The organism is Meiothermus sp. (genome assembly GCF_026004075.1).
In the GTDB taxonomy this organism is placed as follows: Bacteria; Deinococcota; Deinococci; order Deinococcales; family Thermaceae; genus Meiothermus.
Window position 1 is genome coordinate 911,109 of record NZ_BPIK01000001.1, and the last position, 20,940, is coordinate 932,048.

At 56.2% G+C, this 20,940-nt stretch carries 24 protein-coding genes and 7 tRNA genes; 11 read left to right on the forward strand and 20 right to left on the reverse strand.

The window, feature by feature from the left end; genetic code table 11:
* Window positions 1-20: 20 nt before the first annotated feature.
* Window positions 21-1,139 (forward strand): N-acetyl-alpha-D-glucosaminyl L-malate synthase BshA, encoded by a 1,119-nt coding sequence (gene bshA, locus Q0X18_RS04410; RefSeq protein ID WP_297559106.1) that lies wholly within the window; start codon window positions 21-23, stop codon window positions 1,137-1,139.
* 124 nt (window positions 1,140-1,263) lie between these two features.
* Window positions 1,264-1,632, forward strand: a complete 369-nt coding sequence (gene mscL, locus Q0X18_RS04415) for a large conductance mechanosensitive channel protein MscL (RefSeq protein WP_297562980.1) — start codon at window positions 1,264-1,266, stop codon at window positions 1,630-1,632.
* A gap of 94 nt (window positions 1,633-1,726) precedes the next feature.
* Here mscL and rsmA read toward each other — a convergent pair whose 3' ends face one another.
* The 3 genes from rsmA to Q0X18_RS04430 form a co-directional block, all read right to left on the reverse strand.
* Complete coding sequence (rsmA, locus tag Q0X18_RS04420) at window positions 1,727-2,557, reverse strand: 16S rRNA (adenine(1518)-N(6)/adenine(1519)-N(6))-dimethyltransferase RsmA (protein ID WP_297559109.1); 831 nt, start codon at window positions 2,555-2,557, stop codon at window positions 1,727-1,729.
* Between the two features lie 67 nt (window positions 2,558-2,624).
* A complete protein-coding gene (locus Q0X18_RS04425) occupies window positions 2,625-3,386 on the reverse strand; it encodes a metallophosphoesterase (RefSeq protein ID WP_297562982.1) in 762 nt (253 codons plus the stop codon).
* A 16-nt stretch (window positions 3,387-3,402) separates the two neighbouring features.
* Window positions 3,403-4,056: a Rad52/Rad22 family DNA repair protein gene (locus tag Q0X18_RS04430; RefSeq protein ID WP_297559111.1), complete on the reverse strand. Its 654-nt coding sequence runs from the start codon at window positions 4,054-4,056 to the stop codon at window positions 3,403-3,405.
* 359 nt (window positions 4,057-4,415) lie between these two features.
* Between Q0X18_RS04430 and rplJ the strand changes: the two genes are divergently transcribed.
* Together rplJ and rplL are read left to right on the forward strand one after the other, a co-directional pair.
* Entirely contained in the window at window positions 4,416-4,940 is a 525-nt protein-coding gene (gene rplJ / locus Q0X18_RS04435) for a 50S ribosomal protein L10 (RefSeq protein WP_297559117.1), read from the forward strand.
* A gap of 19 nt (window positions 4,941-4,959) precedes the next feature.
* Window positions 4,960-5,337: a 50S ribosomal protein L7/L12 gene (rplL, locus tag Q0X18_RS04440; protein ID WP_297559119.1), complete on the forward strand. Its 378-nt coding sequence runs from the start codon at window positions 4,960-4,962 to the stop codon at window positions 5,335-5,337.
* Window positions 5,338-5,384: 47 nt separating this feature from the next.
* On the opposite strand, the gene Q0X18_RS04445 is transcribed toward rplL, so the two are convergent.
* Entirely contained in the window at window positions 5,385-6,458 is a 1,074-nt protein-coding gene (locus Q0X18_RS04445; RefSeq protein ID WP_297559121.1) for a lipocalin-like domain-containing protein, read from the reverse strand.
* A gap of 74 nt (window positions 6,459-6,532) precedes the next feature.
* Between Q0X18_RS04445 and Q0X18_RS04450 the strand changes: the two genes are divergently transcribed.
* Entirely contained in the window at window positions 6,533-7,321 is a 789-nt protein-coding gene (locus Q0X18_RS04450; RefSeq protein ID WP_297559123.1) for a TatD family hydrolase, read from the forward strand.
* On the opposite strand, the gene Q0X18_RS04455 is transcribed toward Q0X18_RS04450, so the two are convergent.
* The 11 genes from Q0X18_RS04455 to Q0X18_RS04505 all read right to left on the reverse strand — a co-directional run bounded on the left by Q0X18_RS04455 (window position 7,308) and on the right by Q0X18_RS04505 (window position 12,429).
* Window positions 7,308-8,210, reverse strand: a complete 903-nt coding sequence (locus Q0X18_RS04455) for a cation diffusion facilitator family transporter (protein WP_297559125.1) — start codon at window positions 8,208-8,210, stop codon at window positions 7,308-7,310. The genes Q0X18_RS04450 and Q0X18_RS04455 overlap by 14 nt on opposite strands.
* Window positions 8,211-8,372: 162 nt before the next feature.
* Window positions 8,373-9,074: a 50S ribosomal protein L1 gene (gene rplA, locus Q0X18_RS04460; protein WP_297559128.1), complete on the reverse strand. Its 702-nt coding sequence runs from the start codon at window positions 9,072-9,074 to the stop codon at window positions 8,373-8,375.
* Complete coding sequence (rplK, locus tag Q0X18_RS04465) at window positions 9,067-9,501, reverse strand: 50S ribosomal protein L11 (RefSeq protein ID WP_297559130.1); 435 nt, start codon at window positions 9,499-9,501, stop codon at window positions 9,067-9,069. The genes rplA and rplK overlap by 8 nt, the downstream gene beginning before the upstream one ends.
* 150 nt (window positions 9,502-9,651) lie before the next feature.
* On the reverse strand, window positions 9,652-10,209 hold the full coding sequence (gene nusG / locus Q0X18_RS04470) for a transcription termination/antitermination protein NusG (protein ID WP_297559132.1): 558 nt from the start codon (window positions 10,207-10,209) through the stop codon (window positions 9,652-9,654).
* Window positions 10,210-10,225: 16 nt separating this feature from the next.
* Window positions 10,226-10,444, reverse strand: a complete 219-nt coding sequence (gene secE, locus Q0X18_RS04475) for a preprotein translocase subunit SecE (protein ID WP_297559138.1) — start codon at window positions 10,442-10,444, stop codon at window positions 10,226-10,228.
* Between the two features lie 9 nt (window positions 10,445-10,453).
* Window positions 10,454-10,618: a 50S ribosomal protein L33 gene (rpmG, locus tag Q0X18_RS04480; RefSeq protein WP_013013465.1), complete on the reverse strand. Its 165-nt coding sequence runs from the start codon at window positions 10,616-10,618 to the stop codon at window positions 10,454-10,456.
* 77 nt (window positions 10,619-10,695) lie between these two features.
* On the reverse strand, window positions 10,696-11,913 hold the full coding sequence (gene tuf, locus Q0X18_RS04485) for an elongation factor Tu (RefSeq protein WP_297559142.1): 1,218 nt from the start codon (window positions 11,911-11,913) through the stop codon (window positions 10,696-10,698).
* A gap of 86 nt (window positions 11,914-11,999) precedes the next feature.
* Window positions 12,000-12,075: transfer RNA gene (locus Q0X18_RS04490), tRNA-Thr, on the reverse strand.
* Between the two features lie 28 nt (window positions 12,076-12,103).
* Window positions 12,104-12,179 (reverse strand) — tRNA-Gly (locus tag Q0X18_RS04495).
* Window positions 12,180-12,264: 85 nt separating this feature from the next.
* Window positions 12,265-12,350 (reverse strand) — tRNA-Tyr (locus Q0X18_RS04500).
* A 3-nt stretch (window positions 12,351-12,353) separates the two neighbouring features.
* Window positions 12,354-12,429 (reverse strand) — tRNA-Thr (locus tag Q0X18_RS04505).
* A gap of 174 nt (window positions 12,430-12,603) precedes the next feature.
* Here Q0X18_RS04505 and Q0X18_RS04510 point away from each other — a divergent pair.
* The 3 genes from Q0X18_RS04510 (at window position 12,604) to Q0X18_RS04520 (ending at window position 16,635) form a co-directional block, all read left to right on the forward strand.
* Window positions 12,604-13,947 carry an MBL fold metallo-hydrolase gene (locus Q0X18_RS04510; RefSeq protein ID WP_297559144.1) on the forward strand — a complete coding sequence of 448 codons (1,344 nt, stop codon included), beginning with the start codon at window positions 12,604-12,606 and terminating at the stop codon, window positions 13,945-13,947.
* Window positions 13,948-14,101: 154 nt separating this feature from the next.
* Window positions 14,102-14,956, forward strand: coding sequence for a hypothetical protein (locus Q0X18_RS04515; RefSeq protein ID WP_297559146.1), 855 nt, complete (start codon window positions 14,102-14,104; stop codon window positions 14,954-14,956).
* 194 nt (window positions 14,957-15,150) lie between these two features.
* Window positions 15,151-16,635 carry a leucyl aminopeptidase gene (locus Q0X18_RS04520; RefSeq protein WP_297559148.1) on the forward strand — a complete coding sequence of 495 codons (1,485 nt, stop codon included), beginning with the start codon at window positions 15,151-15,153 and terminating at the stop codon, window positions 16,633-16,635.
* A gap of 227 nt (window positions 16,636-16,862) precedes the next feature.
* Here the strand turns inward: Q0X18_RS04520 and Q0X18_RS04525 are convergent, their stop codons facing one another.
* Window positions 16,863-17,303 (reverse strand): Fur family transcriptional regulator, encoded by a 441-nt coding sequence (locus Q0X18_RS04525; RefSeq protein WP_297559149.1) that lies wholly within the window; start codon window positions 17,301-17,303, stop codon window positions 16,863-16,865.
* Window positions 17,304-17,499: 196 nt separating this feature from the next.
* Between Q0X18_RS04525 and Q0X18_RS04530 the strand changes: the two genes are divergently transcribed.
* On the forward strand, window positions 17,500-17,790 hold the full coding sequence (locus tag Q0X18_RS04530) for a septum formation initiator family protein (protein WP_297559152.1): 291 nt from the start codon (window positions 17,500-17,502) through the stop codon (window positions 17,788-17,790).
* A gap of 114 nt (window positions 17,791-17,904) precedes the next feature.
* Complete coding sequence (locus Q0X18_RS04535; protein WP_297559154.1) at window positions 17,905-18,195, forward strand: hypothetical protein; 291 nt, start codon at window positions 17,905-17,907, stop codon at window positions 18,193-18,195.
* A 536-nt stretch (window positions 18,196-18,731) separates the two neighbouring features.
* Here the strand turns inward: Q0X18_RS04535 and Q0X18_RS04540 are convergent.
* On the reverse strand, window positions 18,732-19,910 hold the full coding sequence (locus Q0X18_RS04540) for an IS256 family transposase (RefSeq protein ID WP_297559156.1): 1,179 nt from the start codon (window positions 19,908-19,910) through the stop codon (window positions 18,732-18,734).
* Between the two features lie 94 nt (window positions 19,911-20,004).
* On the opposite strand from Q0X18_RS04540, the gene Q0X18_RS16160 reads away from it, so the two are divergent.
* Window positions 20,005-20,334: an inorganic diphosphatase gene (locus Q0X18_RS16160; RefSeq protein ID WP_374707500.1), complete on the forward strand. Its 330-nt coding sequence runs from the start codon at window positions 20,005-20,007 to the stop codon at window positions 20,332-20,334.
* A gap of 195 nt (window positions 20,335-20,529) precedes the next feature.
* Here the strand turns inward: Q0X18_RS16160 and Q0X18_RS04545 are convergent.
* From Q0X18_RS04545 to Q0X18_RS04555, 3 genes are all read right to left on the reverse strand, one after another.
* A tRNA-Arg gene (locus Q0X18_RS04545) sits at window positions 20,530-20,605 on the reverse strand.
* 95 nt (window positions 20,606-20,700) lie between these two features.
* Window positions 20,701-20,776, reverse strand: a tRNA-Gly gene (locus Q0X18_RS04550).
* Between the two features lie 26 nt (window positions 20,777-20,802).
* Window positions 20,803-20,879, reverse strand: a tRNA-Pro gene (locus tag Q0X18_RS04555).
* Window positions 20,880-20,940 lie beyond the last annotated feature (61 nt).

The following is a 20,940-nucleotide window of genomic DNA, read 5'->3' on the forward strand; positions in this document are numbered from 1 at the left end:
GGATTCTTTAGGCTAAGGCCATGCGAATCGGGATGGTGTGCTATCCGGGCCTGGGCGGGAGCGGCATTGTGGCCTCGGAGCTGGCCGACCGGCTGGCCCGCCGGGGGCATCGGGTGTATCTGTTTGCTACCGAGCTGCCCATGCGTCTACCGGAAGGGAGTCCGGTGCAGTTTGCTGCGGTGGACGTACCCAATTATCCGGTGTTCCCCGCACCCCTCTACACCCTGGCGCTGGCGGGGGCGCTCGAGCGGGCCATCCGGGAGGAGGGCCTGGAGCTGATTCACACCCACTACGCCATCCCCCACGCGGTAGCCGCCGAGCTGGCCGCCGAGGGCCGCATTCCCCTGGTGCATACTCTGCACGGCACCGACGTCACCCTTCTGGGCATAGACCCCGCCTACCAGACCCTTACCGCCCGGGCCCTGCAAAAAGCCGCCGCCGTCACCGCCGTTTCCCAGAACCTGGCCCAGCAGGCCCAGCGCACTTTTGGGGTAAGCCCGCAGGTCATCTACAACGCCGTAGACACCGAGCGCTTCCGGCCCAACCCCCAGGCTAGGCGCTTCTATGCAGCCCAGGACGAGTTTCTGCTGGTGCACGCCTCCAACTTCCGGGCGGTCAAGCGCGTGGGCGATATCGTGCATGTTTTCGCTAAAATTCGCCAGAAGCTTAAGGCCCGGCTGGTCTTGGTGGGCAGCGGGCCGGAGCGGGCCGAGGCCCTTTCGATTGCCCATAACCTGGGGGTAGACGATTGTGTGACCTCGCTGGCTACGGCCAAAAACCCCGAGGAGATCATTGGGGCGGCTGATGTGTTCCTGCTGGCCTCGGAGTACGAGGGGTTTGGTCAGTCGGGCCTCGAGGCCCTGGCCTGTGGGGTTCCGGTGGTAGCGACCCGCGTGGGCGGCGTGCCCGAGTGGCTTACCCCCGAGGTGGGCCGTCTGGTACCGTTTGGCGACCTGGAAGCTTTTGCTCAAGCGGTGGTGGAGGTGCTTACATCGCCCGGCCTCGAGCAGATGCGTGCTTCAGCCCGAAGCTACGCCCAGACCCACTTCAACCCAGAACGAATCACCAGCCAGTATGAGCAGGTTTATCAGATGGCTGTAGGGTGCAAAAACCTCGAGCCCACAGCACCTGCCGAATGACAACCTGTGAAACCAGATTTGCACACGACATTCATATAATTGATATAGTCTCCTAACAGAAGAGCAAAACCAGTGCTAAATTGCCGCGCTCTTCTGTAGACGGTTGTATAACAAGGAGAATGATATGTTGGAAGGGTTCAAAAAGTTTATTTTTCGTGGGAATGTGATCGACCTGGCTGTAGGTGTGATTATTGGGGGTGCCTTCGGAGCTATTGTCAACTCGTTGGTTGCGGATATTATCACCCCCTTAATCGGTATGATATTTGGGGCTCCAGACTTCTCGAGCCTCAAGCTGGGGGCCATAAATATTGGGAAGTTTATCAACGCCCTGGTGAGTTTCTTGATGGTGGCCTTTGCGCTGTACTTCTTCGTGGTCACACCCATGAACAAACTGCAAGAGATGTCCAGGAAAAAAGAGCCAGAAGCGGCTCCCGCAGGCCCGCCGGAAGAGATTGTGCTTTTGCGGGAAATTCGCGACGCTTTGAAGAAATAAAGGGATGTGCATACCAGGTTCGGTTGGGTCATCGATGATCCAACCGAATCTTTTATTGCCTGGGGCGCTTTGTCGGCCTCGAGCAGGCTCGCACTTAGGAGGTAGGGTGAGAAGGATTGTCGATGACTCGCTCTGCAAGCCTCTCGAATTGTTGTAATTCCAGGGCCTCGCCGCGCACATCTAAAGGAAGACGGAGCGCTTCCAAGGCCTGTGCCACCCGTTCTGGCGTGTAGCCCGCAGCCTTGAGTGCATTCATCAGCGTTTTGCGACGCTGGGCAAATGCAGCCTCAACCAGACGAAAGAGGCCTGGGTGGTCAGGCCTTTGGTTTGGTTCCAGGCAGACCACCGAACTTGTAACCTTGGGTGGAGGAAAGAAGGCACCGGGGGGCAGATCCACTACCCGGCGAGCCCGCGCATGATACTGCACCCGTACGGAAAGCAGGCCGTAGGCGGGTGTTCTGGGTCTGGCTACCATACGCAGCGCCACTTCTTTCTGCACGAGCGCTACAATCCGGCGAAATCGGCCCGAAAGCAGCAGTTTGGTGATGAGTGGTGTGGCAATATTATAGGGCAAATTGCCTGCAAACAAGCTTTGCGGTGTTAGACTGGCCCAGTCGAAGGCAAGCGCGTCACCCCAGATAATTTGCACGGGCAGGCCGGCTAGGGTTTCGGCATAGACGGCCTCGAGCCGACGATCCATCTCGATGCTAACTACGTTTGCCCCAGCCTCGGCCAGGGCACGGGTTAGGGTTCCCAAGCCCGGCCCCACCTCATAGACCGTTTCGCCGGGTTGTAGTCCGACAGTATCTACAATTTTTTGCAAATAACTCCGTTCGACTAGGAAATTCTGCCCGAACCGCTTATCGGCTCTAAGGCCATAGCGGTCGAGTAGCGCTCGAACAACCTTGGGTGATGTGAGGTTCACAGTGTGGGCCTTAGGTAGTAGGCGTGGGGGTTGGGCAAGTAGAGAAGCGATACCGCTGGTTTGACGGCTAGAAAATGCTAGAACCCACCGGAGGAATTTCAACTATCTCCCAATCCAATCTGTCTTCGTCAAGAATCAGCTCCAGATACTGATTGTGGTCGAGTGCGTCAATTAGGGCCAGCTTATCCTTTATCAGAATGCCGTTTTTCATCACGGTATGGCCATATACGCCAAAGCGATAGCCCATGCGTTCGACATAGTCGGCGTTGTTGAGCCACCACTCCTTGGCCTCACGCCCGTTGTAAAACATTTCATCGTAGGTTTGTAGCCAAGGCACAGGCCCCACATGGGCAAAATTGACCCCGTGGAGATTAATTTGGGCGGGAAAGGTTTTTATCCAGTTTTTTAACTCCTCGGGAAGCTCCACGCCGCCTAGTTCTGGATGAAATTCTTTGTGCTCGAGGTGTGCGTTGCCCAGCACCATATCGCCGGTAATAGCAGCATGGTCATGATTGCCCATCAGAATGGTGATATGGTCAGGTGCAGCTTCTTGAAAGCGCTTGATGCGCATCAGCTCGCGAATTTGCGCTTTGGCGGCTATCCGTAGGTGGTCGGGATTGTTGGGGTCGTAGTCCTCGAGGCCAGTTAGACGGCGATAGTCAGCCAGGAGCTTTGGGTGCACCAGATCACCCATCAAAACCACGCGGTAAGTGCCGCGCCGCAGGGGGTCGGATGGTAGCCAATCCTCTCCCACAGCATAGGAATTCCTCAAAGCCCGCCACAGCTTGGGAAAGTCGGCGTGCAAATCTCCGATGGCAATAACTTTTATCACAGCTATCCTTTGCTCAAGAGGCCTGACCTTTTAGCAAAGCCCGCAGCTCGCCGTAAAGTTTACGGGTTTCCTCGGGATGTTTGCCATACCCCCCATACTTCATCACGATTAGCGCAGCCTGCTTGCCCAGACCAGCCTGTCTAAGACGCTCAATTAAGCGATCGATAAGCTCCTGTGGCTCGGGCTTGGCCTCGCTGATGGGGGGAGGGGCAGGCTGGGATGGCTGAACCTCGAGGTCGGGCTGCTGATAATCTTCGCCCATGCCATCGAGCTGGGGTGGAACAAACTTTTCGCCGACGGGGTCGTAGTCAACCCATTGCCGTGGATAGCGGCCAATGCCAAACTTGGCTGCCGCCCGCACCAATGCGTCGGCGAAAGCCGCTTTGAGGCTATTCCCCACGCCCACATCCTCTTTGGCAACGTCCATTATGGTAAGCCTGCACTTGACCGCATAAAAACCGTCTGCCCGAGCTGGAATCTGAACCACTTCGTAGCTATCTTGCCAGCCCTGTATGCCAGCTACCTCGTCGAGGCGCTCCAGCACGGCGCTGTGGCGCACAAAAGGTGTAATCAGGGCTCTTCGCTTATCTTTGGATAGGGCCTCCACCCGCCACTGCAATTCTTCGGGAGCGAAGGGTTCACTGAGCACATCCCAGACATCGTTCATTGACCATCATTCTATCAGTCTGGGTTGTAGCTATCACAACTAAGAACCTCCAATGGTGGGGGAGAGGCTATTGTGTTGCTTGGTACAGGTCAGCAGATCGGCCATCCATCTTGTAATGAGCCCGGTTCTTTTGTATACTCCCTGCTTGGTGTCCTTCCTCGGTCGTATGACCGCGAAGGCAGCCAAAGACAGCGACGGGCTCAGAAGCCTTAATCATGTCGCCGAGGCGCTCGTAGGGAAGCGTTTTCGTGGTACAGCGCTGGGATTTCCCTAGTCCCAAGTCCAACGGGGGTTGATGCCGGCGGCTTGTGGCCCTGGCGGCTATGCCGTCGCACGCAATGCCCCTACCAGGAGGAACTTTGCCTAGCAAGCGCAACATCGAACACCTCGAGGCGCTCACCGCTACCCTGAAAGGTACGGCAGGCTCGTTCTTCGTGGTGAACTACCAAGGGCTCGAGGCGGGCCCAACCGGGAAGCTTCGCAAGGTGATACGGGAAAAAGGTGGCGAGATGATCGTCGCCAAAAATACCCTCATCCGCAAAGCTATAAGCGACCTGGGGCTACCAGAGCTCGAGGGCCTGAATGGTCCCTCAGCGGTGGTAGTTTTCTCTGATCCCGCTGCAGTGGCAAAAGCCCTCAAGGAGTTCGCCAAGACGAACGATAAAGGCATTCCTGTTCTTAAAGCGGGTGTGCTCTCGGGACAGGCCCTAACGGGCAAGCAGGTAGAGGCCCTGGCCGACCTTCCCAGTCAGAAGGAACTGCAAGCCGAACTCGTCGGCGTGCTATCGGCCACGATGTCCAACTTCGTGGCTGTGCTGGGGGCAAAGGCTCAGGAATTCGTCGGCATCTTGGATGCCCAGGTTCAGAAACTAGAGGCCGCATAGGCCAACAGGAGGATACAAAATGGCTCTGGATATCGCTTCGATCAAGGCTCAACTTTCTGGCGCAACTGTGCTGGAACTCAAGCAACTCATCGACGAACTGAAAGAAGAGTGGGGTGTAACCGCTGCTGCTCCGGTTGCTGTGGCTATGCCGGGCGCTGCTGCTGCGGCTGCTCCTGCTGCCGAAGAGAAGACCGAGTTTGATGTGGTGCTCAAGGATGCTGGCGCTCAGAAGCTCAACGTCATTAAGGAGCTCCGCGCCATCACCGGCCTGGGTCTCAAAGAAGCCAAGGATCTGGCCGAGCAGGGCGGCGTCGTCAAGGAAGGCGTGTCCAAAGACGAAGCCGAGAAGATCAAAAAGCAGCTCGAGGACGCCGGCGCCAAGGTCGAACTCAAGTAACTTCTTTTTGCTTTCAACCCCCCAGCCACCGCTGGGGGGTTTTTGCCCTAGCGTCCTGGCACAAGAAAGGGTCCAAAAGGACTATCCGGAGGATCGTAGGGGCCGGCTACAAACTCGCCCATGCCTTTGGCCAAAACCCCCTGCCCCTGCCAGGTACCGCTGCCTATCACCGGGCCTTCCCAGTAGGCTACGCGGGTCGAGGAGGTCAGCAATTCCTGATCTTTGCGAAGGGGCTCGAGGCGAAGGCTTAGGCCCTCGGCCTCCACCTGCCAGACTAGACTATAGCTGCGTGCGCTGGACGAGACCCAGCTTTCTAGGGGAATCATCCGAAGGTTGTGGAGCGCCTGCACCTTTCCCTGGGTGTCAATTGCGGTCGCTGCAAGCTGGACAACCTCCCCTCTGGCATTCTTGACACGGTAGAGCATCAAATCTACCCCGTTGGAAAGGTGCAGACCAAACCAGTCCCACAAGGCCCCCAAGCCTGTAGGGTTGCCACTCTGGCTCCCGATCTGATCGCCCCACTGATGATCCATCCAGGCTTCACCGCGCACGGCCCGGCCAGCGATGACACCCTCGAGGGCCATGCGGGTAAAGGACACGTAATACATATGGCCGGTTTCAGCCGTGCCGGAGTAACCCGGTGGATGAACTACAGCGGGTTTGAGCGGGGTTAGGCGTACCTGGATGGGCCCGGCTGACAGGTGGTAGCCTGAGCCTTCTTGCACCAGCTTCCATTCGCCTTGCTCGAGCCGCAGGGGCGGAAACCGCACGAGGCTATCGCCTTGGGGCCGGTCGGTGCGGAAATCGAAGCGCTCTTCAAAGAGTTTTTGATTGGTGCGGAGGTCGGTCACGGCCAGGTGCGTAGCATGATAGGGGCCGGGAAAAAATATCGCAGGGTTTATCAGGCCAATTTGCCAGTTTTGCGGAGCATAGGCCTTGAAGAAGGCCCAGTGGAAGGCCAGCCCCTCCTCGGGTAGATAGCCGGAAACATACCACCACTCCAAGGGTGTGTTATTGGGGCCCCAGTTGTCGGCTGTGGGTAAGCGGTTGGGATCTACGCCCTGCAGGGACGGGAGACAACCGGTAAGACCCAGCAATAGAACCATCAACCATAAGCGCATAGATTTAGTGTAGCCAGGCAACGGCTTGGGTGGCTGTAGCTCAGGACGTAAACTGGACTCCGGCGAGACTCAGCATGACCGATACCCACTGCCACCTAGACTTCATGGAGCCCCAGGAAACCCAGGCCGCTATCGAGGCCTCGATGGATTTTAAAGCCATCCTAACCATCGGTACCAACCCTGTACGCAACCGCAATACACTGGCCCTGGCCGAGGCTCATCCCCACATCTGGGCTGCTGTGGGATTGCACCCTACCGAGGCCCAGCTTCTTTCACCGGAACTCGAGGCCGACCTGCAACACCTGGCCCAGCACCCAAAGGTACGGGCTATCGGCGAAACCGGTCTGGATTTTTACTGGACACCCGAGACCCGCCAGGCCCAGTATCGAGCCTTGGATTTTCAACACCAGCTGGCGGCCTCGCTGGAGTTGCCGCTTATTTTTCACGTGCGTAGCAAGCAAGACGATCTGGCCGAGCAGGAACTGGCAGCGTGGTTGCTATATAACCGTCCCTCGAGGTTTGTTCTGCACGCGTTTGCAGGTCATCCTAAGCTAATCGAGGTGGGTCTTGCGCTGGGGGCCTACTTTGGCTTTGCTGGGCCGCTGACCTACAAAAAGAATGTAGCCCTGCGCGAGGCGGCTAAGCAAATTCCACTCGAGCGCTTGCTTATCGAAACCGATGCGCCTTTTTTGCCTCCCGAGCCCTACCGTGGTAAGCGGAACCACCCAGCCCTTGCCAGGTTTACTCTGGCCAAGCTGGCCGAGATTCGAGGCCTAGACCTCGAGCAGATGGAGCAGATTACCGATCAGAACGCCCAGGCTTGCTTTGCGTTTAACGCAGACGCGATAGTTAACCGATTCTAAATGTCGAGTGTTTGGCCTTGTGGTCGGGCTCCACATGAATGGTAGTGGTTACTCCATCTAGGCTGGCTTGCAAGGCGTTCTCGAGCCGGTCGCAAATCTGATGGGCCTGCTCCACCGAGGTCTGCCCCGGTACAACCAGATGAAATTCCACAAAAGTGCGCGGCCCAGCTCGCCGGGTGCGCAGGTCGTGGATCTCGAGTACCTTGCCTTCGGTTGCCAGACCCTCGAGGGCGTAGTTTAAGGTGCTGTGAATCTCGGCCAACTCGGCTTCAGAAACTGACTCGTCCATCAGGCCCCCTACAGAGTCGCGCACCAGCCGCCAACCTACCCACAAAATGTTGATTGCTACGGCAATGGCCAGCAAGGCATCCAGCACCCACCAGCCGCTTAGCCAAGCCAGCCCTATTCCCAGCAATACTCCAACTGAAGTCAGCACATCAGCCAGGATGTGCCGCCCATCCGCCACAACAGCAGGTGAACGAGCCTTGTGCCCACTGCGGATTAAAAACCAGCCCAGTGCGGTGTTAATTCCCGAAGCTCCCAAGGAAACCAATAACCCCGCGCCCAACCCCTCGATGGGCTGTGGTGCGAGCAGCCTGGGCCAGGCCTCGCGCACGATAGTCAAAGCGGCCAGTACAATCAATACTCCCTCCAGCACTGCCGAAAAATATTCGGCTTTGGTGTGCCCGTATGGGTGATTGCTGTCAGCAGGACGGCGTGAAACCAGCACCGCAATCAAAGCGGTTCCGGCTGCCACAATGTTGACTATGGATTCCAGCGCATCGGAGTACAGGGCTACCGAGCCAGTGAGTATATAGGCCAGCCACTTCAGACCAAATACGCCACCTGCTACTACAAGGCTAAGGGTTAAGGCCTGTACCGGGGTCATAGGTCTCCATGTTGCAGCGAAAAGGAAAGGTGTTGCTTTAGGCGCATACTGACCTCACAAAGATAGTAGGCTTTAGGAAAGCCTACAACCCCCTCGGGCCTTTGCAAGCTCGTGCAATAGAAAAGCTCCCTTTGCAGGGAGCTTTGACGAAGCCAGGCTCTGCTACGACTGATGGGCGGCGCTGGTGCTTACCTTGATACTGGGCCCCATGGTCGTGGTGAGGTAGATGGAGCGCAGATAAGTACCCTTGGCACTGTCGGGCTTGGCGCTCTCAACAGCCTTGATAAAAGCCCGGACGTTTTCTGCAATTTTCTCAGGGGCAAAGCTGGCCTTACCTACGGGGCCGTGTACCACGCCGGTTTTGTCGTTGCGAAACTCGATACGGCCGGCCTTGATTTCGCGCACCATATCGCCGATATTGAAACCGACCGTACCGGCTTTGGGGTTGGGCAGCATGCCTTTAGGGCCCAGAATCCGCCCGAGCTTCGAACCGACCGCGCCCATCACGTCGGGGGTAGCGACCACCGCATCGAAGTCGGAGCGGCCATCCAGGATTTCCTGAATAATTTCCTCACCAGCAGCAATGTCGGCACCGGCAGCTTGCGCCTCGGCAATTTTCTCACCTTTGGCAATTGCCAGCACGCGCACTGTGCGCCCTGTCCCATGCGGCAAAGCCACGGTAGAACGTACGTTTTGATCAGATTTCTTAGGATCAATCCCCAGCTTGACGTGCACCTCGACGGTCTCGTCAAACTTGGCGCTCTTGATTTGGGGTATCAGGGCAGCAGCTTCTTCGACCGTATACACTTTGCTCAGATCTACTTTTTCCAGCAAAGCCCGATAGCGCTTACCGTGCTTAGGCATTGGGCACCCCCGTCACTTCTACGCCCATCGAGCGGGCAGAACCTGCAATCTGGCGAGCAGCTGCTTCCACGTCTAGGGCGTTCATATCTGGCATTTTTTGCTTGGCAATCTGAAGGCACTGCTCCCAGGTGAGCGTACCTACCTTTTCACGTCCGCTCTTGCCTGAGCCCTTCTCGATACCGGCAGCTTTGCGAATCAGGTACGAGGCGGGTGGGGTTTTGGTGATAAAAGTAAACGAGCGATCGGAGAAGATGGTGATCTCGACAGGCACGATGGCGTCGCCCATATTCGCGCTGACCGCGTTGAATTGCTTGACAAACTCCATGATATTGGCGCCGTGCTGACCCAGCGCCGGGCCTACTGGGGGTGCAGGTGTGGCCTTGCCAGCCGGAAGCTGCAACTTAACCACAGCAGTAATCTTTTTCATTTATCTTCCTCCTTTGTATTGTCCCGCAAGCTGCGGGTATGGCTCCCACGAACTTCGTGGTGGTATCGCCTTGGCGCTTTCGCGCCGCTCACAGCGGATAGAAGCATTACTCACTATCCGCGATAAGCCACTGGCTATCTAGTGTTCGCGTTATGCGCGAACTACCTGCGAAAACTCCAGCTCGACTGGGGTTTCGCGCCCGAAGATGGATACCAGCACCTTGACCTTTTGACGCTCGAGGTTGACCTCGCTCACCACGCCGGTGAAGTCGGCAAAGGGGCCCGAAACTACCCGCACCACATCGCCCTCCTTGAAGGTAACCTGAGGTTTGGGGGCTTCTTTTTTCCCTGCCAGACCGGCAATTTCTAGTAGGTGCTGTACTTCATCTGGAGTAAGAGGTACTGGATGGGTGGCTGTGCCGACAAAACCGGTAACGCCAGGGGTGTTGCGTACTACTTCCCAGGCTTCGTTCACCTCTCCAGGGGTGTCACCTAAGTCCACCAGCACGTAGATGTAGCCGGGATAAAGCTTACGGCGCACCACTTCCTTCTTACCCCCATCGCGGTGTTCTACTACCTCCTCGGTTGGAATTAAGACCTGAAAGATCTTGTCTTGCATACCGAGGGCCTTCACCCGTTGCTCGAGGTTCTGTTTGACCTTTTCCTCGTGGCCAACATAGGTGTGGACGGCGTACCATTCAATGCTCATAGCTCGCACCAATGTACTAGGGTAGACGTACCGTAATGAAGCGGAAGATGGTGTCAATCAGGCCCAGCACAACCATCGCTACCGTGGCAAACACCAAAATGACCTGGGTGGACTCGATAACCTCCTGGCGACTAGGCCAAGTGACACGGGACAGCTCGGCCCGGGCCTCGCGGAAGTAGTTGATAATCCGCGCACCAAGCGGGCGCCGAGGGGCGGCATTCTGCTCTTGGGCCATACGTCCGCCTTAGACCTTTACTTCCTTATGGGGCAGGTGCTTATTGCACCAAGGGCAGAACTTCTTGAGCTCGAGCTTAGCGGTGGTATTGCGGCGGTTTTTTTCCGTCGCGTAGTTGCGCCGCTTGCACTCAGTGCATTCTAAAAGCAGCTTGATTCGTACGTCACTCGCCATCTTGATCCTCTTTCAACCTTCGGCCCAGCCAGGGCCACGTGGGCCTGACCGGGCCAGTAAGCTATTAGTTTACCACGTTACTCGATGATCTTAGCCACCACACCGGCACCCACGGTGCGACCACCTTCACGGATGGCGAAGCGCAGACCTTCCTCCATGGCGATGGGCTTGATGAGTTCGACGGTGAAGGTGATGTTGTCACCGGGCATGACCATCTCCACGCCTTTGGGCAGCTCCACCACTCCGGTCACGTCGGTGGTGCGGAAGTAGAACTGCGGGCGGTAGTTGGTGAAGAACCCAGTGTGCCGGCCACCTTCCTCCTTCTTCAGGATGTACACCGAGGCCTCGAACTTGGTGTGGGGGGTGACGCTGCCCGGCTTGGCCAGCACCTGACCCCGCTCGATGTCTTCCCGGCCCACGCCCCGCAAGAGCAGACCCACGTTGTCCCCGGCAATACCCTCGTTGAGGGTTTTGCGGTGCATCTCCACCCCGGTTACCACGGTCTTCTGGGTCTCCCGCAGCCCCACAATCTCCACTTCCTCACCGGTTTTGATCTTCCCGCGCTCAATCCGGCCCGTGGCCACCGTACCGCGCCCGGTGATGGTGAACACGTCTTCCACTGGCATCAGGAAGGGCTTGTCCACGTCCCGCTGGGGGGTGGGGATGTAGGAGTCAATGGCGTCCAGCAGCTCCCAGATCTTATCCACCCACTCGTTCTCACCCCGCTGGGTCTTGGGGTGGGCCATCATGTGCTCCAGCGCCTTCAGGCCCGAGCCGCGGATGATGGGGGTGTCGTCGCCGGGGAACTCGTACTGGTTCAGCAGGTCGCGAATCTCCATCTCCACCAGATCCAACAGTTCGGGGTCGTCCACCATGTCGATCTTGTTCAGGAAGACGATGATGTAAGGCACCCCCACCTGGCGCGAGAGCAGGATGTGCTCGCGGGTCTGGGGCATAGGGCCGTCGGTGCCCGAGACCACCAGGATGGCCCCGTCCATCTGAGCCGCGCCGGTGATCATGTTCTTGACGTAGTCGGCGTGGCCGGGGCAGTCCACATGGGAGTAGTGCCGTTTCTCGGTCTCGTACTCCACGTGGGCGGTGTTGATGGTAATCCCGCGGGCCTTCTCCTCAGGAGCTTTGTCGATCTGGTCGTAGGCCTGCACCTCCACGCTGGGGTTGGCCGCCGCCGCTACAAAGGTAATCGCCGCCGTCAAAGTGGTCTTGCCGTGGTCTACGTGTCCGATGGTGCCCACGTTTACGTGGGGTTTGGTGCGCTCAAATACGCCTTTCGCCATGTGTGGTGCCTCCTTTTTGGCTTCCGCTAAAGTGTTTTCCCTTTCAGGAACACACCGCCCGCAGCGGTGGACGGGCGGTGTGGGTTTGGAGCTCGGGATCGGGCTTGAACCGACGACCTCACCCTTACCAAGGGTGTGCTCTACCAGCTGAGCTACCCGAGCACCGAAGTATTCGCGCAAGAAGCGCTTATGGAGCGGGAAACGGGACTCGAACCCGCGACCCTCTGCTTGGGAAGCAGATGCTCTACCAACTGAGCTATTCCCGCGTTGGGCGCTTCCGCGCCGCCTATAGCGGACGGCTTGTAGCTTTTAGCTAACAGCTATCTGCTATGGACACACCCGAAGGGTGCTTGGTGGGCAGGGGTGGATTCGAACCACCGTACTCCGAAGAGAACAGATTTACAGTCTGTCGCCTTTAACCACTCGGCCACCTGCCCTTGTGGAGCCACCCATCGGAATTGAACCGACAACCTTCCGATTACAAGTCGGGTGCTCTACCAGTTGAGCTAGGGTGGCCCGGCTTGCTGTTCTTCCGATGGCAGCCTGGACAAAGGGATTGAACCTCGTCCAAGTCGTAAGGTTACACCACGGACGGAGGGCTGTCAAGCCAAACAAAAGCCCAGCGATAAGCCAAAAGCCAGATTCGATTGAGCAAATGGCAGCGGGTGCAAAGTCTGGTACAGTACACGCATGCGGATAATCCCCTTTGGTGCGGCTCAGACTGTGACTGGCAGCTGCCACTTGGTGGAACACCAGGACTATCGTTTGTTGTTGGATTGCGGTTCGTACCAAGGCGCAGCTGAAGAGCGTAACCAAGAGCCTTTTGGTTTTAATCCAAAAAGCCTTCATGCGGTGCTGATCACGCACGCCCACAACGACCATATTGGGCGCTTGCCTCTACTGATACGACAGGGGTATGCGGGGCCTGTATATGTTACTGAGCCAACCCGGCTTATACTGCCAGTGATTCTTGAAGATGCCCTGAAGCTCATGCAGGAAGAACGTGAGCGGCTGGAACGCAAAGGTCGCGAAGCGCCGCCCTTACCCTGGAATGAGACTGACCTAGCCGAGCTGTATAGCCGCCTAGAAGAAGTTACCTACTATCAGACGCAAAGCCTGGGCCCCTTTCGCTATCGCTTGCGCGATGCGGGGCATCTGCCGGGCAGCGCTTTTATTCAGCTCGAGGCCGGAGGTAAATCACTGATCTTTAGCGGTGATTTGGGCCACCGACGCAAGGATGTGCTCACAGATCCCGACTACCCGGCCCAGGTCGATTTAGTGCTATGCGAAGGAACCTACGGAGACCGGTCGCATCGTCCTTTTTCTGCAACCCTGGAAGAGTTTGCTGAAATCCTGAGCGATGTGCTAGGCCGCGGGGGCAAGGTGTTCATACCCTCATTTGCCCTCGAGCGCACCCAAGAGGTTTTGTTTTATATTCGCGAACTCGAGCAGCGAGAGGCAATACCCATCGTACCGGTGTTTGTGGACTCGCCCATGGCCTCCAAAATAAGCGAGATTTACCCTAAAGTGCGCGACTTTTTCAGCACTGAGGTTCAGCACATTTATTCACACGGCCTCGATCCATTCCGCCCCAAACGCCTTGAATACACACACAGCGTAGAAGAGTCCAAGGCCCTCAATCTCATGCAGGGCCCCCTAATCATAATTGCCGGCAATGGGATGCTTTCCGGAGGGCGCATTCTGCACCACCTACGACAAGGCTTGCCCGACGAAAAAAACGCGGTAATTATCACAGGTTACCAACCCAGAGGCGGCTTGGGCGAACTGCTAATTAATGGTGCCGAATCGGTGCGTATTCTGGGGGAAACTGTGCGGGTACGAGCCAAAACCCATACCCTGGGCGGCTTTTCGGGCCACGCGGGTCGCGATGAACTGATTGACTGGCTAGGCAGCGAGCATCGGGTGGCGCTGGTGCATGGTGAGGTGGATAAGCTGCAGGCTCTGGGACAGGCTTTGCGGGAACGCGGCAAGGTAGCCTTTATAGCAGAGTGGGGCAAGGCCATTGAGGTTTAGGTGTTTCCATCAGCACAGCGGCTTTGGTCGTACAGGGTGACGCAAACCTCTAGGGACGGCCGCGAGTATCCATAACGCCCTAAAGAGCAACGATAAACTCATGCCAGCACCTGAGCTGTATGCAATGATTGGGCCATACCAAAGGGAGTAGCTCATGCAAAAAAAACTGATCGGGATTGGGGCACTTTGGGTATTGGCTGCCGCAGCCCAGCCTAGTGTGGGTTCGGTACCTTGGGCTGTTGGAGGGGTGCAAGAACCTGCACTGTTACGTGTTGCTGAGCTTAGACGGCTGCTCGAGCCCAAAGGTGTGCGCTTTAATGAGACCGGCATCCTGGGGCGTTATTTGCTCGAGGTCAAGTTTCCCCAGACCGCTAATGGTCTGTACTTACGCATGGTAAGCCAGAACGAAGTGCCGTATGCTGTATTTGACGACCTGTTTATCAACCTGGCCCAGGTAGATTTGGGCGTTGGAACCCCCGTTCGGGTGACGGGCTGGGCCAATCCCACGGTTACCATTGGGCCTACCACCTTTAGTCTCGGTACCACGAAGAATCCGGTTAATCCTTATCTTGGCTATATGTACCTCGTTCGTAAGCTGCTCATTGATCGGAGTGATGCTCCGCCTTACCTCGCAAAGCTCTTGGATGAAAACCCTAAAGCCCGTCGCTGCTTGCATGAGCTGGAGGTTGGCGACCCACCCGGAACTGTATATGCGGCAGCCAGTAAAGTATGGGCTGAGGCCAACCTAAAAGCACCCTATGATTATCCTCCCGACTTCCCTGCACCAGCGGCATTTCATGTGGACGCTGTGCAGAATGGACGCATTCGGTTGCTCCTGCCCAATGATAAGGCCAATTATGCCGCCAGTCTCGAGGACTGGAAAAAATCGCGCGACCGAGAAATGCTAGTTCTAATCAAGCTAACAGGATGGATCAAGAACTTAAATGCCGAGTACCAGATAGTAAGGCCACCTCGAGGGCGTAGTCAGGCAGTGCGCTGTGGCTTTTAGTCGACGATGCTGAAATTTGTCTAGAAACCAGAAGTGCTTTGATACATCACAACGCGCAAACACTCTTTCAGACCAAAACCATTTTCCCGCGATTCATCGAATCTTCTGATGGGAATTTTCCCACCGCTTATCCGAATTCCTCAGTGACTGACCGGTTGGTCAGCGGCGGGTTTTTGTGATATAGTTCGCTTGTCATGGAGCTTACACTAAAGTCGGCAAGGCGATTTGTTGACGAGATCCCTGCCCCTCTGGTAGTGGTAGGGGTGTGGGGTGGCGAGTTTAGCGAAGAGGGGAACAGGCTGGATGCTAGGTACCGCAAAGCACTCTCACGAATGATGGGTGGCTTGCATTTTAGAGGTGATTTTGGCGAAACCTTGCTAGTTCCCCTGGGTAAAGATGAAGAGCCTGGGTTTGCTCTACTATTTGGCCTGGGTAAGAAACGCGGTGTGAGCATTGAGACTATCCGCAAAGCTGGGGCCAAGCTGGTGCAGGAAATCGCACGCCTCGGCTTTAAGGAAGCAGTAACCGAGACCTTCCTCTCAGAAAAATTCGGCAAAGTGGAGGCCAGCTATGCCTTGGCCGAAGGCGCACTTCTGGGTGGGTATACCTGGAACAAATACAAGACCACCGGAGCTTCGAGCAAACGTGGGGAAAAACTGCGCTTATGGCTAGCTCGAGCCTCGGGGTCTGCGGTAAATCGGGCAGAAATCGTGGCTGAAGCGGTTAATTTTGCGCGCGATCTTGTCAATGAGCCCCCTAACATCCTGACTCCAGCCGAACTGGCCCAGCGTGCAAGCGCAATGGCCCGGGAACTTGGACTCGAGGTGAAGGTCTGGGACGAGGCGCAGATTAAGCAAGCAGGTATGGGTGCTTTTTATGGTGTAGCCCAGGGCTCGGCCAACCCGCCGCGTTTTATCCAGCTAACTTACAAACCCCAAGAACCTGCTGGCCGTGTGGTCGCTTTGGTGGGCAAAGGCCTGACCTTCGACACCGGAGGGTACTCCCTCAAACCGTCCGAAAGCCAGATCACCATGAAGTGCGATATGGCCGGCGCAGCCGCGGTGCTGGGTGCAATGCGGGCCATTGCCAGATTACAGCCTACGGTGGAGGTTCGTGCCTATGTGGCTGCCGCCGAAAATATGATTTCTGGTACGGCTTACCGAGTGTCTGATGTACTTAAAAGCCTGTCAGGAAAGACCATCGAGGTTTTGAACACCGATGCAGAGGGCCGTCTCACTCTGGCAGATGCCATTACCTATGCAGACCAACAGGGGGCGGATGCAATTGTAGAGCTTTCTACCCTAACAGGGGCCTGTGTGGTGGCGCTGGGTGAAAAAGTAGCTGGTCTGTTTTCCAACGATGCCCGTTGGGGACGTGAGGTGCAGGAGGCAGCTGAGCGAGTAGGGGAAAAAGTCTGGCCCTTGCCGATGGAAGAGGAGTACCTCGAGGCCCTCAAGTCTAACACCGCCGATATCAAAAACACCCATGGACGAAGCCGTTCGGGAGGGGCTATTACTGCAGCACTCTTTTTGGCAGAATTCACTGAGAAACCACTGGTACACCTGGATATTGCGGGGCCTGCTTATACCGAAAAAAACCATGACCTGGGGCCAGCAGGTGGTACTGGGTTTGGTGTTCGAACCTTAGTTGAATTGCTCGATACCACTGTAGCAGACTAGGGCAGTTTTTGAAAAAAACCAGATGCTGTTAGTTCGTCAGCGAATGGTGGCGAACTAGCCCGACCAAAGTTATCCGCGTTGAGGCAGGCGATACCCGCCTCTTGGGACGGGATACGCTTTCAGACGTACGGCAGATGCGTCTCACTCCGGCAGGTATGTGGGCCTCTATGTGTCTGGTAAGCTAGCCACATCACGACTCTGAAGACTGCTCTAAAGCGATTTGGGTGCTACTGGCATCCAGGACAAACGCCCCGTAGCTCTAGGCGGGCTTCTTCTATAAACCAACCATTTTTGGTTTCTACAGCTTTTTTGATGGGCTCAGGATTGAATTCAGGTAGATCTTTTGCCAAAACATCCTCTACGCTTCCGCACTGCAGGCAAAAAAGATGGTGGTGGCGTTCATTGAAGCCATCGTAGCGAGTATTACCTTTTTGGTCTTTGAATTCCCACAACAGGCTGGCTTCGCGCAACACCTGGAGATTAAGATAGACGGTCGAAAGCCCAATATCGTACCCCCTTTTTTTGAGACCCTGATACAGCTCCTCGGGTGTCGGATGAGTGTTTTTGTGATCAAGGTAAGCCAGTATGCGTTCTCTGGGTAGAGTATGGCGAAGCCCCAATGCTTTTAGGCGCGCTCGGTAGCTTTCCCGCTCTTTGGTCTTGGCCATTTTTGCCTCCGTGTGTAAGTTATCAAATTATAAAACATTTTCAGAAAGTGAGCACTATTGAGTTTTTGTCCAGCTCTCGATGGCCTGCCTGCTGAGATCCCATCTGTAAACCTGACCAGACATGGCCCGAACAGCTCCTTTGTTGAGAGTAATACTACCTAGACGCAAGAGATGGAGATGATATACTAATTCCATTGTGGAGAAGCCAGTTTATCGTTTTTTGCACCTGATATTTGCGCTGGGAACGCTACATGTATTGCTTTTGATTGCCTTGGAGCTTCAACGAAATTTTCAGACACGCAACCAGATTTTGCAGATGCAGACTCGTCTGGAGCAACTTGAGTTGCGTAACCAAAAGCTAGATATTGAGCTTCAACTTGCCGCCGACCCCCGCTACCGCGAGGGCTTGATTCGCCAAATGGGCTATGTGCATAAGGACGAACTGCTTTTACCGATCGCGACAACTAACCACTTTCCTTCGAACTAAATCGAATCCTTTACTGAAGCCTATACAGGGTTGATGCAGATAAAACGGGTTTTGTGTTGGATGATGCCGTGGTGTTCAATTTCATCGCAATACCGCATAGTATAAAGATCGTATATGCTTGAACAGCTAACGGAACTGCTTCTCGAGGACGAAGCACTAACCGATGGGCTCTCGGATGAAGAAGCTAGCGAATTACTGGGCTGGCTCATTGGCATTGCGGAGAGCCTCGAGGCGGAGTCTGGCGAGATGCCGCAAGCATACATAAGCCAGTTGAAGCAGTTTGGGCGCGAAATTGCTCGGATATCTAGTCGCTACAAAGTTCCAGTGCAGGAGCTAATAGATCTGGTCGAGCTTGCCTGGGAAGAGCCTAATGAGACATTGTCCCCCAAGCCCATGCGGGCATGAGAATTTGTAAGGCAGTACACCCTTTGCTACGCCGTTGGTCGGGGATAGCACTAAAGACAAAATACGGTGCAACACGACTATCTTACTAGTTTGTCGGCGTATCCGGTAGTATAGGCGGGATGGTCAAACATTAAGAATTCTTAATGTCTTTTGGTGCAAATGTAACGCGCCTATAACGGCTGATGGTTTAACCTACAAGCATGAGTAGGGAGCTTATATTACAGATTGCATTTGACAAAACCCGACCCCCTCGGGTTCGGCCTCATCCGATGGGCAGTGGGCGTATCTCGTTGCGCAATTGGCTTTTACCTGCCCCCATTGAGTTTAGCGGTGGTATTGCGCCACGTGCCCAGGTGCGCTTTAGACACCTCGCTTAAGTTGTGTCCCCCTGGCAACTGCCACCGCGCCTCCCGGTGGCAGTTGATTTTTTGCATATTTGCCGCTAGAGCTTTGTAGGTACAATGATTAGAAATGCGGGCCAGAATGCTGGTGGAATGGAGTCTTGGGAGCGCTAATAGATATACCTGGAGGTCGTGTCAAGATTTATGTGTAGCAGTCTGTGTAGAGGGGAAGTACCGCTCCTTCAGCATCTGTTCTAGCATCTCCTTTGCCTCGGCAAAGCCTCTGAGTGTACGCTCTGTCCATTTGCCCTCCTGCCTTTCGCTCTCCAGATACAGCACTTTGAACACCGCCTCCGTTGTAGGAAACTTGTGATCCCGTACCTTGGTACTGCGTCTTATCTCCCGGATAAACCGTTCCATCGGATTGGTGCTCCGAAGGTAGGGCCACAGCACCTTGGGATAGCCATAGAACCGCAGCAGCGCCGCGGAGTCCTCCCACCAACCGCTCACCAGCCGCGGGTACCTCGACCCCCAGGTTCGCCGCAGCCGCTCCAGGCCTTCCAGGGCTTCCTGTCGGCTTTCCGCCCGGTACACCCCGCGTAGATGCTCGGCCACCGCCCCCCGATCCCGTGCACGCACCTGTGCCAGGCTGGAGCGCACCATGTGCACCACGCAGCGCTGCCATTCGGCGCCGGGGTAGACCCTTTGGATGGCCGCCTCCATGCCGGGAAGGCCATCGGTCACGAAGAGCAAGACCCGCCGTAGGCCCCTTTGCCACAAGCCCTTCAACACCTCCTCCCAGGCCAGAGCGCTCTCTGCGGGCAGGAGCCAGAAGCCCAGCACCTGCCGCTCCCCGCTGGGGGTGATGCCCAGCGCCACATACACCGCCTCTTGCTGAACCCCCAGGTCGTCCCGCATGACCCTCAGAAACAGACCGTCCAGGTAGACCACGGCCAGTTCCTCCGGCAAAGGCCGCTGGCGGTACTGCTCCGCCGCCCGCAAGACCTGGTCGGTCAGGCTGCTAAGGGTCTCGTGGGTATAGCGGTGCCCCAGCAACAGGCTCAGCACCTCCGCCGCTTTGCGCTGCGTCACCCCGGCGGCATACAGGGCCACGGCCACCTCCCCCACGTCCACCAGGCGCCGGGCATAAGGTTCCAGGAAGCTGGGATAGTAGCACCCCTCGCGATCCCTGGGCATCTGGAGGTTCACTGAACCAAAGCGGGTCGAAAGCCGCCTGGGGTAGTAGCCGTTTTTGCGTCCTCCGTGTTCCCGCAAGAAGGCCTCCCGGTCGGCGTCCAGCAGAATCTGCAAGACCTCGGTGGCTGTTTCCCTTACCGCTTCGCGCAAAATCATCTGTAGGGTATCCTGATCCATGGGGTACCTCCTTGTTGATTGCGGTACCCCCTCTTTTTACACAAACCCCTACACATAATTCCTTACACGACCTACCTGGAACGGGCAATGCCTTGTGCCCAGGGAACCCCCTTGGCAGGCTGAATGGGGCTTACCACCGGTTAACTACGGCCTAATTCCGGATTGCTATAACCCAGCTGACCAAGGCGCCCTCGATGCAATTTGGGCTAATAGAGAGCCGATACCGGTTGGAACCTGGCTCGAGGGTCAGGTATTGGGTATGGTCTGGCTATGCGATGGGGATCACAAAATAATCCTGGGCGAACCTCAGAATCTCCCAAGCCTCGATCTCGATGCGCTCTGGCGTTGGTTTCGTGGTCGTCAACCCCGTTTGACGAATGCAGATGAAGCTGAGGCCTTTATTCATTCCTTAGAACTTTCTTAAAACAAAAACTTACCAAAGTTGCGTGGGTGCTTCCTGTTGACTCGAAACTGAGAGCGATTCACGGAGGGAGCCCGGCAATCCTCAAAAGCCAAAAAGCTGCACGTTGGGCCGGCTTGGAATGGGGTAGATTCTGCGACCAGAGAAGAGATAACACAAATCCGGAGCCTAAGCGACCCCGGTTTTTGTGTCCTGGAGTGGCGCGCCCGGGAGGACTCGAACCCCCGACCTACCGCTTAGAAGGCGGCTGCTCTATCCACTGAGCTACGGGCGCAAGAAAGCCCAAACTGGGCCAGCGATAGTTTAGCAGACTTATTGAAATCGCAAAATTGCCTTCCTGAAAAAAGAGCCGCCCAGAAGGCGGCTTTTTGGAGCGGGAGACGGGATTCGAACCCGCGACATTCAGCTTGGAAGGCTGACGCTCTACCAACTGAGCTACTCCCGCGTGTCGCTCTAGCTGCTTGGAGCGCTTGGTCGGGGAGACTGGATTCGAACCAGCGACCCTCTGCTCCCAAAGCAGATGCGCTACCAGACTGCGCTACTCCCCGATTGTACGCCTGGCACGTGCTGCCACAGCGTAGCACCAAAGATAACATGCCTGAGTAAAAA